Raw genomic sequence first — 14,160 nt, forward strand, 5'->3', positions numbered from 1 at the left:
CAGGCATTTCATGGGCGTGATCCACAGCTGTGGCCTCATACGGGTGCACAAGCTTGACCTTGGGGAGCGGCACCTTCATATCCCAAGGCATCGAACAAAGCCGAGAGGACACCTTATGGCCTATCATATCAGCGGCACCACCCTCCGGCGCCATATCTATTTCTGGCTCGGCGTGTTCGTCATGTTCGTGGTGTTCCTGTGGTTCTTCCGCTCGATCCTGCTTCCCTTCGTGGCCGGCATGGCGCTCGCCTATTTCCTCGATCCGGTCGCCGACTGGCTGGAACGTCGTGGCTTGAGCCGCATGATGGCCTCGGTACTGATCCTTGTCAGTTTCGTGCTGATCTTTGCGCTGTCGCTGATGCTGGTCATCCCCGTCATCGTCAACCAGTTCAGCCAGTTCGCCGCCGCCATGCCGGGTTATATCACCCAGCTGCAGCAGATCCTCTCCAGTCCCGAAACCTCGTTCCTTCCCGGCTGGGTCACCAGCCAGATCGAAACGGTCAAGCAGAACTTTTCCGAAGTCCTGAGCCAGGGCGCTGGTTTCATCGGCACCCTGTTCGCGCAGGTGTGGAATTCCGGCAAGGCGATCATCGATGTCGTCTCGCTTCTGATCGTCACCCCGGTCGTTGCCTTCTACCTGCTGCTCGACTGGGACCGTATGGTCAACAAGGTCGACAGCTGGATCCCGCGCGATCAGGTGCAGGTGGTGCGCCAGCTGGCGCGTGAGATGGATCGCTCGGTTGCGGGCTTCATCCGCGGCCAGGGCTCGCTCTGCCTCATCCTAGGCATCTTTTACGCCGCTGGCCTGTCGGCGGTCGGCCTCAACTTCGGCCTGCTGATCGGTTTCGTCGCCGGCATGATCTCGTTCATCCCCTATATCGGCTCGCTGATCGGCCTTGTCCTGTCGGTCGGTGTGGCGCTCGTACAGTTCTGGCCGGAATATACCTGGATCATCGCCACGGCGGGCGTGTTCTTCCTCGGCCAGTTCATCGAGGGCAATATTCTCCAGCCAAAGCTGGTCGGCTCCAGCGTCGGCCTGCATCCAGTCTGGCTGATGTTTGCGCTGTTCGCCTTTGGCGCCATGTTCGGCTTCGTTGGGCTTCTGGTCGCCGTTCCGGCCGCCGCCATGGTCGGGGTGCTTGTCCGCTTCGTGCTGTCGCGATACCTTGACAGCGATATTTATTACGGGCGTTCCGAAACGCTGCCGTGGGAGGAAGACAAATCCCACGCGGTGGATCATGCTGGCACCGCCCAGATTACCGTCCAGAAACCAGAATGACCGAAAACGACCGGCAGACGCCAAAGCGCAGCGAGCAGCTGGCGCTATCCTTTTCCCACGATCCGGCAACGGGCCGCGATGACCTGCTGGTCTCCGGCCCGGTCAGCGCAGCCGTTGCCATTGTCGATAGCTGGCCCGCATGGCCATCGCCGGTGATCGTGCTTGCCGGCCCTGCCGGTTCCGGCAAGACGCATCTCGCCAGCATCTGGCGGCAGAAAAGCGGCGCCAGCGACATTCATCCGGTCCCCGGGGAGAATGCCAATCTGGTGGCGGCCGGTGGCCCGGTCCTGTTCGAGGATGTCGATCGTCGCGGTTTTGACGACACCGAGCTCTTTCACGTCATCAACAGCGTGCGGGAAAACGGCTCCAGCCTGCTGATGACCTCGCGGACATGGCCGTCGGCCTGGAATGTCACCCTGCCGGATCTGCGCTCACGCCTGAAAGCTGCAACGATCGTCGAGATCGGCGAGCCGGATGAGGAACTGCTGGCGCAGGTGATCGTCAAATTGTTTGCGGATCGCCAGCTTAATATCGATGACAAGATTGTCGCGTATATCGTGGCGAGGATGGAACGGTCGCTGGCCGCAGCACAGCAGGTGGTGGATCAGATCGATCGGCTGGCGCTTGCCCGCGGTACCCGCATCAGTCGCAGCCTTGCTGCGGAGGTGCTGGAAACCTTCGGCGAAGACGGTGCCAGCGACGACGGGGACGGTTGACTGTCACAGTTCCGTCGTCAAAACGTTATACGGCCGCAAGGCATAACATATGAGGGACGGGGCATGGACCAGATCGCCGATACGCATGAAGCCAGTGAAGTAGAGGCGAGCCCGAGCTTCGAGGAGCTGATGGCCAGCCCCGAACGCTTCATCAACCGTGAATTTTCCTGGCTGCAGTTCAACCGCCGCGTCCTCGAAGAGACGTTGAACACCGATCATCCGCTGCTGGAGCGCATCCGCTTCCTGTCGATTTCGGCTGCCAACCTCGATGAATTTTTCATGGTTCGTGTCGCCGGCCTCGAAGGTCAGGTGCGCCAGAACATTCTGGTGCGCAGCCCCGACGGCAAGACGCCTGCCGAACAGCTGGAAGAAATCCTCAAGGAAATCGACAATCTGCAGATGGAACAGCAGGCCTCGCTTGCCGTCCTGCAGCAATATCTTGCCAGGGAAGATATCCTGATTGTGCGTCCGGCAGCCCTGTCGGAAGAGGACCGGACGTGGCTTGCCACCGATTTCGAGGAGGATCTGTTCCCGGTCCTCACGCCTCTCGCCATCGATCCGGCACATCCGTTCCCGTTCATTCCGAACCTCGGCTTCACCATGGGCCTGCAGCTGGACAGCAAGCACGGCAAGGAGCCGATGACGGGTCTGCTGCGTCTGCCCACCACGCTCGATCGTTTCATCCGTCTGCCCGATGCCGGCACGACGGTGCGCTACATCACGCTTGAAGACGTGGTGAGCATGTTTACCGACCGTCTTTTCCCCGGCTACGAGGTCAAGGGCGCCGGCACGTTCCGCCTCATCCGTGACAGCGATCTGGAAGTCGAGGAAGAAGCCGAAGATCTGGTGCGCTTTTTCGAAACGGCGCTGAAACGCCGCCGTCGCGGCAAGGTCATCCGCATCGAGACGGATTCGGAAATGCCGGCCTCTCTGCGCCAGTTCGTGGTGCAGGAGCTCGGCGTACCGGAAAACCGCGTCGCCGTTCTGCCGGGCCTGCTCGCCCTCAACACCATTTCCGAGATCGCCAAGGCGCCGCGCGATGACCTGCGATTTCTGCCCTACAATGCGCGATTTCCCGAACGCGTCCGCGAACACGCCGGAGACTGCCTCGCCGCCATCCGCGAAAAGGACATGGTGGTCCATCATCCGTACGAAAGTTTCGATGTGGTGGTGCAGTTCCTTCTGCAGGCGGCCCGCGACCCCGACGTCCTCGCCATCAAGCAAACCCTCTACAGAACCTCCAACGACAGCCCCATCGTCCGAGCCCTGATCGATGCCGCCGAAGCCGGCAAGTCGGTCACCGCTCTGGTGGAGCTGAAGGCGCGTTTCGACGAAGAGGCGAACATCCGCTGGGCGCGTGACCTTGAGCGCGCCGGTGTGCAGGTCGTGTTCGGCTTCATCGAATTGAAGACGCATGCCAAGATGTCGATGGTCGTGCGCCGTGAAGACGGCAAGCTGCGCACCTATTGCCACCTCGGCACCGGCAACTACCACCCGGTCACGGCGAAGATCTACACCGACCTGTCCTTCTTCACCTGCAATCCGAAGATCGGCCACGACATGGCCAACATCTTCAACTTCATCACCGGCTACGGTGAACCGACCGAGAGCATGAAGCTGGCCGTTTCGCCCTATACGCTGCGTCCGCGCATCCTGCGTCACATCGAGGAAGAGATCGTTCACGCCAAGGAAGGCCGCCCGGCCGCCATCTGGATGAAGATGAACTCGCTGGTCGATCCGGAGATCATCGATGCGCTTTACCGCGCCGGCCATGCCGGTGTCGATGTCGATCTGGTCATCCGCGGCATCTGCTGCCTGCGCCCGCAGGTGAAGGGCCTGTCCGACAATATCCGGGTGAAATCGATCGTCGGCCGCTTCCTCGAGCACAGCCGCATCTTCTGCTTCGGAAATGGCTTTGGCCTGCCTTCGGAAAAGGCACTCGTCTACATCGGCTCGGCCGACATGATGCCGCGCAACCTCGACCGTCGTGTCGAAACGCTGGTGCCGCTGCTCAATCCCACCGTGCATGAACAGGTTCTTTCACAGATCATGCTGGGCAATCTCATTGACAACCAGCAGAGCTACGAGATATTGCCCGACGGCACATCGCGGCGGATGGAGGTTCGTCATGGAGAGGAACCTTTCAACGCCCAGCAGTATTTCATGACCAACCCGTCTCTTTCTGGACGTGGGGAAGCCCTGAAGTCGAGTGCGCCGAAACTGATCGCGGGCGTCATGTCCGGACGAAAGAAATAAGGCCCAAATTATAGGCTCGCATGGTACGAACAGAAGCTCAGGGGCGCGTTCAAGGTAGCGCTCCTGTTTCCGTTATCGACATCGGCTCGAATTCCGTTCGCGTCGTCATTTACGAAGGCCTTTCCCGCGCCCCAACCACCCTTTTCAACGAAAAGGTGCTGTGTGGCCTCGGCAAGGGGCTGGGTTCGAGTGGCCGCATGGATAGCGAAGCGGTCGATCGCGCGCTTGCCGCACTGCGCCGCTTCAAGGCGCTGTCGGTGCAGGCCGGGGCAAAGGAGATTTACGTCCTTGCCACCGCCGCTGCCCGCGAAGCCTCCAACGGGCCTGAATTCATCCGCAATGTCGAGGAGATCCTCGGCCAGAAGCCGCAGGTCCTGTCCGGCGAGGAAGAGGCCTATTATTCGGCGCTCGGCGTTACCAGCGGTTTCCACCATGCCGACGGCATTGCCGGCGATCTCGGTGGCGGCTCGCTGGAACTGATCGATATCCACGACCACGAACTCGGCAAGGGCATCACCCTGCCGCTCGGCGGCCTGCGCCTGTCGGAATATTCCGGCGGTTCGATCGCCAAGGCACGCGCCTTCGCACGCAGCCAGGTCAAGTCGGCAAAGCTTCTGGCGAAGGGCGAGGGGCGCACCTTCTATGCGGTCGGCGGTACATGGCGCAACGTCGCCAAACTGCACATGGAAATGCGCGGTTATCCGCTGCACATGATGCAGGGCTACGAACTATCGCTGGCCGAAATGCAGGCCTTCCTGAAGGAAATCGTCGACGGCAGTGCCGCAAAGAGCCCGGCATGGCAGTCGGTTTCCAAAAATCGTCGCGCTCTTCTGCCCTTTGGCGCCGTCGCCATGCAGGAAGTGCTCGATATCATGAAGCCCTCGAGCATCATCGTGTCTGCCCAAGGGGTGCGCGAAGGGTATCTCTATTCAAAACTGTCGCCGGAAGAGCAGGCATCCGATCCTCTGCTCGTCGCAGCCGACCAGCTTGCCATCCTGCGTGCCCGTTCGCCCGAACACGCGCGTGAGCTTGCCGAATGGACCGGCCGCATGGTGCCGGTGTTCGGCATTGATGAAAGCGACGAGGAGAGCCGTTACCGCCGCGCCGCCTGCCTGCTGGCAGATATCAGCTGGCGTGCGCATCCGGATTACCGCGGCCTGCAGGCGCTCAACATCATCGCGCATTCGTCCTTCACCGGCATCACCCATGCCGGCCGCGCCTATATCGCGCTTGCCAACTATTACCGTTTCGAAGGCCTGAGCGACAACGGTGCCACCGGCGCGCTGGCGGCGATCGGCACGCCACGCCTGCTGGAACTGGCAAAGCTGCTGGGCGGCCTGCTTCGGGTGGTCTACCTGTTCTCGGCCTCCATGCCGGGCCTTGTCAATCATCTCAGCTTCCGCCCCTCCGACAGGTCGGATATCGACCTCGAATTCGTGGTGCCGCACGCTTACCGCAACTTTGCCGGTGAGCGGCTGGACGGTCGCCTGCAACAGCTTGCCAAACTGACCGGCAAGCGTCTGGCTTTCCGCTACGAATAGAACATGGCTCTGCCCTCTTCGCAGGGGGCAGGGGTTAAGCGATTAAACTCGCGCGCAATGACAATATGTGATAATGTCACATTTGTTTTTGCAAGGATCCAACTGAAATGGTGCTGGTGCTGCGGGGGGCAGACTGGCGCGCGATTTTCCCGCGAGCCCCGAATGCGATCATTCAAGCCTTTCTCGACGGAGCGCCGCTGCTGGCTGCCGCCGGCATAACATTGAGCCGCACGCGGCTTGCCTATGCCTTGGCCAACGTCAAGCATGAGTGCGATGGCTTCAGCCTGAAAAACCTCACCGAAGATATCTATTATTCAGCAGACGGCGTGGCCAGATCTTGGCCTGGTCGTTTCCCCGATGCCGCTGCCGTCCGCAAGGCTTACGGGATGGGATACGGCTGGCAGAAAAAGGCGATCGACGACATTTACGGCGACTGCATGGGCAATGGTCGCGGTACGAACGACGGCTCGCGTTTCATCGGACGCGGCGGGCCGCAGATTATCGGTCGTGATGAATATTGGGAAGTGGGCCAGCGTTGCGGCCTCGATCTCGTCAACCGGCCGGAACTGGCGGCTGAGCCGCGTTTCCAGCCCGCCATTCTTGCCGCTTTCTGGAACTGGAGGGGGCTTACCCCGCAGGCGGATGCCGGCAATTTCCATGGTTTCGTGGAAAAATGGAAAGGTCACCGCGTCAGCATTTCCGATCACGTGACGCGCATGACGGGCCATGATCCGATGCTGAGCCGCCTGAACAACGTCGCAGCGCTGATGCCCGTTCTGGAGCCTATCCGCTTTGCTGCGCCTTTGCCAAGGACATTGGCAGGCCAGCGTCGTTCCGTCTGACGCGGATTGACCTGCAGGGTGTGACGCCGCATGTTTGCCGCATCGCTTCTGACATGGGTTGGATAGGCGACCCCGGCATGGCGCCGATCGGCAAGGGGATGATGGCATTGAGACGGGGATTGGACAGGTCGATGAGGTTTGGCGCGAAAAGAATACTGCTTGTGTCCCTGCTGTCTGTCGCCGCGATTCCGATCCTGCTGATTGCCGGTTCTGTTCTCTATGATGGCTGGCGTATCAGTCGCGGCGATTACCCGCTGGCGGACAGGACCGAGGCTAAGGTCGGCGCGCTTTCCATCACGCTCGAACGATATGTCATCCATCCCTATCTTGCCGAATATCGTCGTGTCCTGACTGTCGTCATGGCGGATGGCAGCAAGCGTGTCAGCGAGCTTTCCACCGACACCGGCGGTGCGTCACGCATCGATGTCTGTGAGCTCGGTGATGGTGATCTGCGCCTGAGCGACCGTTTCGGGCATTATCGGCTCAACCTCGCCGGCAATATCATGCCGGTTAAGACCGTCTCCGTTTCGCAAGCCGGACCCGGTGGCTTGGTCATATCGGCCGGTGTTTCGGGTGAGGCTCCACAATGCGTGCGAAATCTGGGGCGTTTCGACACGGATGCCGAACGCGGTTACATGTTCCAGCCGACCGCGATCTGAGCACAACGCCGATGATTTATCGGCATCTGTCCGGGCCACGCTTCCGAGATGCGGCCCGGATGCCCGCCGCATGTCAGGCCGGCAGCGGCGCCTGCGGATTGACCAGACCTTCGGCGCGCAATTCCTGCCAGAAATCGGCCGGGACCTTTTCGTTGAAGGCGGCACTGTCCTCGGCAATGCGCGAGGGCTGGCTTGCTCCCGGAATGACGGCCGCGACCGCCGGGGTGGCCAGCGAAAACTGCAGCCCCGCCGCCTTCATGCTGACGCCGTGACGGTCGGCGATCGCCTTGATGCTGGCGATCTTTGCCTTCATCTCCGGCTTGATCGGTGCATATTCGAAATTCGGCCCGCCGACGAGCGCACCCGAACTGTAAGGCCCACCAACCACGACGCCGAGGCCACGCTCGGCGACGATCGGCATCACCCGCTGCAACGCCTTGTCATGGTCGAGCAGCGTGTAACGGCCGGCCAGCAGAAAGGCGTCCGGTTTCGGTTCGTCCAGTTCCAGCACCAGTTCGATCGGCTCGACGCGGTTGACGCCAAGACCCCAGGCCTTGATCACCCCTTCGTCGCGCAGCCGGTCCAGCGCCTTGAAGGCACCGTTGCGGGCTTCCTCGAATTTTTCGAGCCAGCGATCGCCCCAGAAGTCCTGTGCCAGATCGTGCACGAAGGCGATCTCGATATGATCGGTCTTCAGACGCTTCAAACTGTCCTCGATGGAGCGCAGCGTCGCGTCGTGGCTGTAGTCGTTGACCACCTTGTTGGGCAGGCCGTGGCTGAACACGCCACCCTTTTCGCCCTGATCGCGGGCGCTGACATCCTCGATCTCGTCGAGGATCACGCGTCCGACCTTGGTGGAAATCACATACTGGTCGCGCGGCTTGCCGGAGAGCGCTTCACCCATGCGGATTTCGGCAAGGCCTGCACCATAAAAGGGGGCGTTGTCGTAATAGCGGATGCCATCGTTCCAGGCGGCTTCGACAGTGGCCAGCGCCTCGTCGTCGGGAATGTCGCGGAACATGTTGCCGAGCGGTGCCGAGCCGAAGCCGATACGGCTTGGCAGAATATCCTTGAGGGCCATGATGTTCTTTCCTCTTTTTCAGCGGAGTTTTTTGGGAGTGGCCGCGTAAGTGGCCCGCCCGTCCAAACTGTTGATCTCTGAACCTGAGCTTTTAGAAGTGGGGTAGCTGGTCAAGGGCGTCAACCACGTCCACATCGACCTCAGTGCCATTGAGGAAAAATCGCTCCGGTATGTGGCCCGAGGCTGGGTGCCTGCGTTTGCAGATATTGCAGACACAGGCCGCTTTTCAGAAGTATCCCGGAGGCGCAGGCTGTGGCCTATTGCTCGATATTGGGCTCCACCAGCCGATGCAGGTTCGCCAGGCATTCCTGCCATCCGAGATAGCAGGATTCGGCGGGAATGAAGTCCGGCACGCCGGCCTGGGTGATATGCATTTCCGTTCCGCAGGACACGTCTTTCAGCGTCACCGTCACCTCCATCACGCCCGGCATGTTGGGGTCTTCAAAGCTGTCGGTGTAGCGCAACCGCTCACCGGGTACGAGTTCAAGGAACTCGCCGCCGAAGGCATGGATTTCACCCGTGGTAAAATTGCGGAACGACATGCGAAACGTGCCGCCGACCTTGGCATCCAGATGATGCACGGTGCAGGTAAAGCCGTTGGGTGGAAACCATTTGGTCAGTGCGTCTGCCTCGACAAAGGCGCGGTAAACCTTTTCCGGCTTGGCGGCGAGAACGTGGTGCAGCTTGATCGTGCTTGGCATGGTCTGATCCTCCTGTGTTGAACCATTGCTTCCGCCCAAGGACGAAGGATAAACCGCCGGCCCGACAATGCCGCACGAATTATTTTCTGGGCCGCAAACAGAAACGCCCGGCTTTCACCGGGCGTTCCAGGTCACGATGTCTTCGACTTACTTCGCCGACAAAAACTCGCCGACTTCCAGCAGGCTGAATTCGTTGTTGTCTGCCTTGTCGACAGCCCGACCGGCGGAGAAGGGCAGGTTGTTGTCATTGCCGATGACGATATGGGTGGCATCGACCACGTCGACATTCTCGATCGTCACGAACGGCATGTCATAGACGCCATCCCTGGAGCCGGCCTTTTTCTTGTTGTCCGGATCCTTGATATTCATCAGGTCGATATAACCGATTTTGCGCACCGCTTTGCCGACATTGGCGTCGCTCATCTCGATCTTGTAGACGCGCTTCAGCTCGGCCGGGGCATCGAAACAATCCGGCTTCGGCTGTTTCGGATCGGCGCAGACCTTGTCCTTGATGCCGGCGCCGTTGTCGCGCTCGATGACGAGGGCGGTCGTGTCGTCGATCATGTTGAAATCGCCGATCGCCACGCCCTTTTCGGCCAGCGGATAAAGCCAGGAGCGGCCCGTCCAGTTTTTCGAAGCGATATCGAATTCGATGACGCGCAATGCGGTGCGGCCATCGGCCTGCTCCACCTTGCCGTCTTCGAGGAACAGCGGGCCTTCCAGCAGACCGTAAAGCTTGGCGCCATCTTTCGACATGGCCATGCCTTCATAACCGCCGGAGCGCTTCAAATTGAACACCGGCATCTTTGCAGTCGGGTTGGCCGGCATGGCGAGCGTCGGGTTGTCGGGAGACTTGACCGGCTTGCCGTCCACCATGGTCGGCACGACATCGGTCAGCTGGCCGAGCGCATCGACCTTGATCAGGTAAGGACCGAATTCTTCGCCGAGCCAAAACCCGTCAGCCACCGGCTGTATCGATTCGATGTCGAAGTCGGCACCCGTCAGGTAACGCTTGTCGGAACCTTCCATGACGATCGGGAAGGGGGCGATGCGGTTCGGGTCGGACAGAAAGATATTCTTGACCACTTCGACCTTGTTGGTCGCCCAGTCGAATTTCACCTGATGCAGGAACAGCATGGCGTCCGACGAATTCGCCTTGGAGCCAAAGCCGTTATCCGACAGCGTCCAGAACGTGCCGTCAGCCATCGTCTTGATGCCCGAAAAACCCTGGATCGGCTGGCCATCGAATGGCAGCTTGACGTCTGTTACGCGGGCGCCGTCCTTGCCATCAACGGTGCCGAGTTTTTCCGTACGCTTGCCCGGCGCCGTAAATTTGCCGGAGGTCTTCAGAAATTCGGGTGCATCCGAAGGAGCCGCCGTCACCGTGTTGGCGGGCAGGATGGCCTGGCCGGCGAGCTTTGCCGGAAATTCCTTGTCGTCTGCAAAAGCGGTTCCGGCAAACAGCGCTGCAAGCGCGACTGTGCTGAGAAGAAGTCGGGTCATGGGATCACCTGTGGGGGTTAAGTCTCGGACACAGGATCGGATTACGCATCGCACATGACGCGCAAGTGATCGTCATCTGACAGTTCGATGAAGGTTTGATGGCAGGATTTTCGAAAACTTTTAAAGGGCTTGCGCAGATATTGATTGAATGCGGCCGTTACGGCGCATCATTGCGTAATGCCAGCCAGCGTCCCGGCGTCATGCCGAACGTTTTGCGGAAATGGCGGGTGAAATGCGCCTGATCGGCAAAGCCGGCATCGGCTGCCGCACTCGCCAGTCCGTCACCCGCTGCCATCGCTCGTTTCGCCCGTTCCAGCCGCCGCATGATGAGATAGCGGTGCGGACTGGTGCCGAGCAGCCGGCGGAATTGTCGCGCCAGTTCGTAGCGGTCGAGCCCGGTTTCCGCCTCCAGCGTCTCGGAGCGCACCAGCTCGCCGCACTGGCTTTCGATGAAATTGCGGGCGCGCAGCACTGCTGATTGCGCCGACGTTTTGATCACCTTGCGCGGCGCTCCCGCCTGTCGGCAAAGGCCGGCGGCCACCCGCATCACCACATCGTCCATGGCGAGATCGCCGGGTTCCTCGTCCAGATCGGCGAGAATGTCGGCCAGCGCCTGCCAGAGGCCCGCATCCGCCACGATGGGATCGGCGACGAAGGGCAGGGCGGTTCGATGGCCATCGACGGCGCCGATCAGCTCCGGCGGCAGATAGATCATCCGGTAGATCAGCCCGTCCTCGGTGCCGGCCGCACCGTCATGGAGCTCGTCGGGATGCAGCACGATGACATTGCCGGGATTGCTGAACCGCTCGACGCCGCGATAGCGAAAGGTCTGCACTCCATGCAGGGTGAGGCCGAGGGCATAGGTGTCGTGCCGGTGCGGCGAAAAGCCGTTGCCGTGAAAGCGCGCCTCGATGCGCTCGACACCGCGCGACGGCATGGCGATGCGCAGGCCGTCGGCAAAACGGGGCTTGCACGAACGTTCAAGACCACCTGCAGCGACCGGCGCTAGGTGTTCGGTTCTTTCGATACCCTGAACGGAGTTTTCCCGCATGTTCGACACCAAGATCGCGATCGTTATCCGCGATGACCTCGCCACCTGGCAGAAGCTCAACGTCACCGCCTTTCTGACAAGCGGCATCGTCGCCCAGTCGCCGGCGATCATCGGCGAACCATACCGGGATGCTGCCGGCCATGTCTACAATCCGATGAGCATCCAGCCGGTGGTGGTGCTTGCCACCGATCAGGAGACTTTGCGCAGCATCCACAAGCGTGCGCTCGACCATGAGGTGACGACGTCCGCCTATATCGAGGAAATGTTCTCGACCGGCCACGATGCCGCCAACCGCGAAGTGTTTGCACAGTTCGGCCCCGAGGGCGCAAAGCTGGTCGGTATCGCGCTGAGGGCGGACAAGAAGGTGGTCGACAAGATCACCAAGGGTGCCAGGATGCACCCATAGGGCAGTAATCCCCCTCAAAAGCCTTGGATTGCAAAGATTTTGGCCGGGGCTTATGATTTACGTCTCGGCCATTCACGGATCGGAGGTGTGACAATGAATGCCATCACGATCAGAAATCTGTCTGAAGAAGCCACGCGCGAGCTCGAGGCGCGCGCGGTCGACAACGGTACGACGGTGGAGGAGGAGGCTCAGCGGATCTTGCAGGAGATACTCGGTAAAACGGCTGAGGCCGAGGATGACGAGCCTGAGGTTGGCCTTGGCACCGCTCTCCGGCGGTTGGGCGAAAAATTTCCGGAATTGGCGGATATTGATTTTTCGCGCGATCAAACTCCGGCGAGAGGTCCATCGTTTGAATGATCATTCTCGATACCAATGTGATCTCAGAAGTCGCCAAGACCGATGCGCATCATCAGGTTCAGGCATGGATCGACCGTCAGCAAAGGCGATCGCTCTATGCCACGGCCATTAGCCTCGGCGAAATCATGTTTGGTATCGAACGACTTCCCGAAGGGCACCGGAAGAGCGCTCTCCGGCAAGGGATGCAGCAGATTTTGCAGCGGTATCTTGCCGGGCGCATCCTTTCTTTCGACGAGCGCGCGGCGCGAATTTATGGCCGAATAGTCGCATATGCGAGCGTTCACGGAAAAACCGTTCACATCGCCGACGGCCAGATCGCCGCAATCGCGCAGGCACACCACTTCACCGTCGCTACGCGCGACACCGCACCGTTCGTGGCGGCGGGTGTATCGGTCATCAATCCATGGGTTATTTAGGCGGCCTTAAAGCTCGACCGCCTCGACCTTCTTGTTGACGAAGCGCAGGGCCACGCCGCCATTGATCAGTTTCAGCGCCACATCGCCGAACAGATCGCGACGCCAGCCTGAAAGCGCGCCGACTTCGGCATTCTCGCCCTCGGCCGCGATCTTTTCGAGATCGTCGCTATTGGCGATGATCTTTGCGGCCACGCCCTGACGGTCGGATACCAGTTTCAGGAGAACCTTGAGCAGCTCCACGGCAGCGGCAGTGCCTTCCGGCACATGCACGTGTTTGGGCGCATGCGGCATGTCGGTCTTGGGCAGTGCAAGGGCTGCATTGACGGCTTCGATGATCGCCGCACCCGAAGAAGAGCGCTCCCAGCCTTTTGGAATGGTGCGCAGACGGCCGAGCGCCTCGGTGTCTTTCGGCTGCTGCTGGGCAACTTCGAAAATACCGTCATCCTTCAGAACGCGCGAGCGCGGCACATTGCGGCTGCGGGCTTCGCGTTCACGCCAGGCGGCCACGAATTTCAGGATGGCCAGTTCCGTCGGCTTGCGCAGGCGCGATTTCAGGCGCAGCCAGGCATCGTCCGGATGCATGTCATAGGTGGAGGCGCTTTCCAGCACCGCCATTTCCTCGCTCACCCAAAGCGCGCGGCCTTCACGTTCCAGCTGCTCTTTCAGCGACAGGTAGACATCGCGCAAATGTGTGACGTCGGCAGCGGCATAATCCAGCTGCTTTTCGGTCAGCGGACGGCGGCTCCAGTCGGTGAAGCGCGACGACTTGTCGATCTGCACGCCCTTGATGCGGTTGACCAGCTGGTCATAGGAAATGCTGTCGCCGAAACCGCAAACCATGGCGGCCACCTGCGTATCGAAGATCGGCTGCGGAATGAGATTGCCGAGATGGTGGATGATCTCGATATCCTGACGCGCGGCATGAAACACCTTCACCACCGAGGTGTCGGCCATCAGCACGAAGAACGGTTTCAGGTCGATGCCCTTGGCCAGCGGATCGACGATCACCTCCAGATCCGGGCTTGCCATCTGGATGAGGCACAGTTCCGGCCAGAACGTCGTTTCCCGCAGGAACTCCGTGTCGATGGTGATGAATTCCGACTTTGCCAGCTGGATGCAGGCTTCTTCAAGGGCAGCAGTGGTTTCGATCATGGTCTTCGTCAGGCGGGGAAATAAAGGATCAACCTTCCTTTCCCTTTCAACCGCTTATGTCAACCACAAGCGGTGCCGATGTGATGTGAAACTGCCATAAGGCGTCACGAACTCACTATAAACAGACGAAACCTGCGGTTTCGACGGTCATCTGTGCCTGGATGAACGCGGTAAGCGCACTCTGCATATAACACCGAATT

14 protein-coding genes are annotated in these 14,160 nt (G+C 60.3%); 9 read left to right on the forward strand and 5 right to left on the reverse strand.

Features of this window, described 5'->3' with window-relative positions:
• Positions 1-115 precede the first annotated feature (115 nt).
• The 6 genes from EDF70_RS09575 (at position 116) to EDF70_RS09600 (ending at position 7,293) form a co-directional block, all read left to right on the forward strand.
• Positions 116-1,279, forward strand: coding sequence for an AI-2E family transporter (locus EDF70_RS09575; protein ID WP_132273112.1), 1,164 nt, complete (start codon positions 116-118; stop codon positions 1,277-1,279).
• Entirely contained in the window at positions 1,276-1,995 is a 720-nt protein-coding gene (gene hdaA / locus EDF70_RS09580) for a DnaA regulatory inactivator HdaA (RefSeq protein ID WP_132273113.1), read from the forward strand. The genes EDF70_RS09575 and hdaA overlap by 4 nt, the downstream gene beginning before the upstream one ends.
• A 63-nt stretch (positions 1,996-2,058) precedes the next feature.
• Positions 2,059-4,251 (forward strand): RNA degradosome polyphosphate kinase, encoded by a 2,193-nt coding sequence (locus EDF70_RS09585; protein ID WP_132273114.1) that lies wholly within the window; start codon positions 2,059-2,061, stop codon positions 4,249-4,251.
• A gap of 20 nt (positions 4,252-4,271) precedes the next feature.
• Positions 4,272-5,792: an exopolyphosphatase gene (ppx, locus tag EDF70_RS09590; protein ID WP_132273115.1), complete on the forward strand. Its 1,521-nt coding sequence runs from the start codon at positions 4,272-4,274 to the stop codon at positions 5,790-5,792.
• Between the two features lie 107 nt (positions 5,793-5,899).
• Positions 5,900-6,634 (forward strand): glycoside hydrolase family 19 protein, encoded by a 735-nt coding sequence (locus tag EDF70_RS09595; protein ID WP_132273116.1) that lies wholly within the window; start codon positions 5,900-5,902, stop codon positions 6,632-6,634.
• 161 nt (positions 6,635-6,795) lie between these two features.
• The gene (locus EDF70_RS09600; protein WP_132273117.1) at positions 6,796-7,293 is read left to right on the forward strand and encodes a hypothetical protein; all 498 of its coding nucleotides are present in this window, start codon (positions 6,796-6,798) and stop codon (positions 7,291-7,293) included.
• A gap of 73 nt (positions 7,294-7,366) precedes the next feature.
• On the opposite strand, the gene EDF70_RS09605 is transcribed toward EDF70_RS09600, so the two are convergent.
• From EDF70_RS09605 to EDF70_RS09620, 4 genes are all read right to left on the reverse strand, one after another.
• A complete protein-coding gene (locus EDF70_RS09605) occupies positions 7,367-8,374 on the reverse strand; it encodes an aldo/keto reductase (RefSeq protein ID WP_132273118.1) in 1,008 nt (335 codons plus the stop codon).
• Positions 8,375-8,631: 257 nt separating this feature from the next.
• Complete coding sequence (locus tag EDF70_RS09610; RefSeq protein WP_132273119.1) at positions 8,632-9,075, reverse strand: SRPBCC family protein; 444 nt, start codon at positions 9,073-9,075, stop codon at positions 8,632-8,634.
• A gap of 147 nt (positions 9,076-9,222) precedes the next feature.
• Complete coding sequence (locus tag EDF70_RS09615) at positions 9,223-10,578, reverse strand: esterase-like activity of phytase family protein (protein ID WP_132273120.1); 1,356 nt, start codon at positions 10,576-10,578, stop codon at positions 9,223-9,225.
• Positions 10,579-10,735: 157 nt separating this feature from the next.
• Positions 10,736-11,629 carry an AraC family transcriptional regulator gene (locus EDF70_RS09620; protein ID WP_132273121.1) on the reverse strand — a complete coding sequence of 298 codons (894 nt, stop codon included), beginning with the start codon at positions 11,627-11,629 and terminating at the stop codon, positions 10,736-10,738.
• On the opposite strand from EDF70_RS09620, the gene EDF70_RS09625 reads away from it, so the two are divergent.
• The 3 genes from EDF70_RS09625 (at position 11,628) to EDF70_RS09635 (ending at position 12,808) form a co-directional block, all read left to right on the forward strand.
• Entirely contained in the window at positions 11,628-12,035 is a 408-nt protein-coding gene (locus EDF70_RS09625) for a DUF2000 family protein (protein ID WP_132273122.1), read from the forward strand. The two genes, EDF70_RS09620 and EDF70_RS09625, sit on opposite strands and share 2 nt — an antisense overlap.
• A 93-nt stretch (positions 12,036-12,128) precedes the next feature.
• Complete coding sequence (locus EDF70_RS09630; protein ID WP_132273123.1) at positions 12,129-12,392, forward strand: hypothetical protein; 264 nt, start codon at positions 12,129-12,131, stop codon at positions 12,390-12,392.
• Positions 12,389-12,808, forward strand: coding sequence for a type II toxin-antitoxin system VapC family toxin (locus tag EDF70_RS09635; RefSeq protein WP_132273124.1), 420 nt, complete (start codon positions 12,389-12,391; stop codon positions 12,806-12,808). The genes EDF70_RS09630 and EDF70_RS09635 overlap by 4 nt, the downstream gene beginning before the upstream one ends.
• 6 nt (positions 12,809-12,814) lie before the next feature.
• Here EDF70_RS09635 and rnd read toward each other — a convergent pair whose 3' ends face one another.
• The gene (gene rnd / locus EDF70_RS09640) at positions 12,815-13,960 is read right to left on the reverse strand and encodes a ribonuclease D (RefSeq protein ID WP_132273125.1); all 1,146 of its coding nucleotides are present in this window, start codon (positions 13,958-13,960) and stop codon (positions 12,815-12,817) included.
• Between the last annotated feature and the right edge of the window lie 200 nt (positions 13,961-14,160).

Source organism: Neorhizobium sp. JUb45 (assembly GCF_004343585.1).
GTDB lineage: Bacteria > Pseudomonadota > Alphaproteobacteria > Rhizobiales > Rhizobiaceae > Neorhizobium.

What these genes read in the sequence shown, in the direction of transcription:
- EDF70_RS09575 (WP_132273112.1), top strand. Translation starts at nt 116, where the DNA reads ATGGCCTATCATATCAGCGGCACCACCCTCCGGCGCCATATCTATTTC.
- EDF70_RS09610 (WP_132273119.1), bottom strand. Translation starts at nt 9,075, where the DNA reads ATGCCAAGCACGATCAAGCTGCACCACGTTCTCGCCGCCAAGCCGGAA.
- EDF70_RS09615 (WP_132273120.1), bottom strand. Translation starts at nt 10,578, where the DNA reads ATGACCCGACTTCTTCTCAGCACAGTCGCGCTTGCAGCGCTGTTTGCC.
- EDF70_RS09625 (WP_132273122.1), top strand. Translation starts at nt 11,628, where the DNA reads ATGTTCGACACCAAGATCGCGATCGTTATCCGCGATGACCTCGCCACC.
- EDF70_RS09595 (WP_132273116.1), top strand. Translation starts at nt 5,900, where the DNA reads ATGGTGCTGGTGCTGCGGGGGGCAGACTGGCGCGCGATTTTCCCGCGA.
- EDF70_RS09635 (WP_132273124.1), top strand. Translation starts at nt 12,389, where the DNA reads ATGATCATTCTCGATACCAATGTGATCTCAGAAGTCGCCAAGACCGAT.
- rnd (WP_132273125.1), bottom strand. Translation starts at nt 13,960, where the DNA reads ATGATCGAAACCACTGCTGCCCTTGAAGAAGCCTGCATCCAGCTGGCA.
- EDF70_RS09620 (WP_132273121.1), bottom strand. Translation starts at nt 11,629, where the DNA reads ATGCGGGAAAACTCCGTTCAGGGTATCGAAAGAACCGAACACCTAGCG.
- hdaA (WP_132273113.1), top strand. Translation starts at nt 1,276, where the DNA reads ATGACCGAAAACGACCGGCAGACGCCAAAGCGCAGCGAGCAGCTGGCG.
- EDF70_RS09605 (WP_132273118.1), bottom strand. Translation starts at nt 8,374, where the DNA reads ATGGCCCTCAAGGATATTCTGCCAAGCCGTATCGGCTTCGGCTCGGCA.
- EDF70_RS09585 (WP_132273114.1), top strand. Translation starts at nt 2,059, where the DNA reads ATGGACCAGATCGCCGATACGCATGAAGCCAGTGAAGTAGAGGCGAGC.
- EDF70_RS09630 (WP_132273123.1), top strand. Translation starts at nt 12,129, where the DNA reads ATGAATGCCATCACGATCAGAAATCTGTCTGAAGAAGCCACGCGCGAG.
- ppx (WP_132273115.1), top strand. Translation starts at nt 4,272, where the DNA reads ATGGTACGAACAGAAGCTCAGGGGCGCGTTCAAGGTAGCGCTCCTGTT.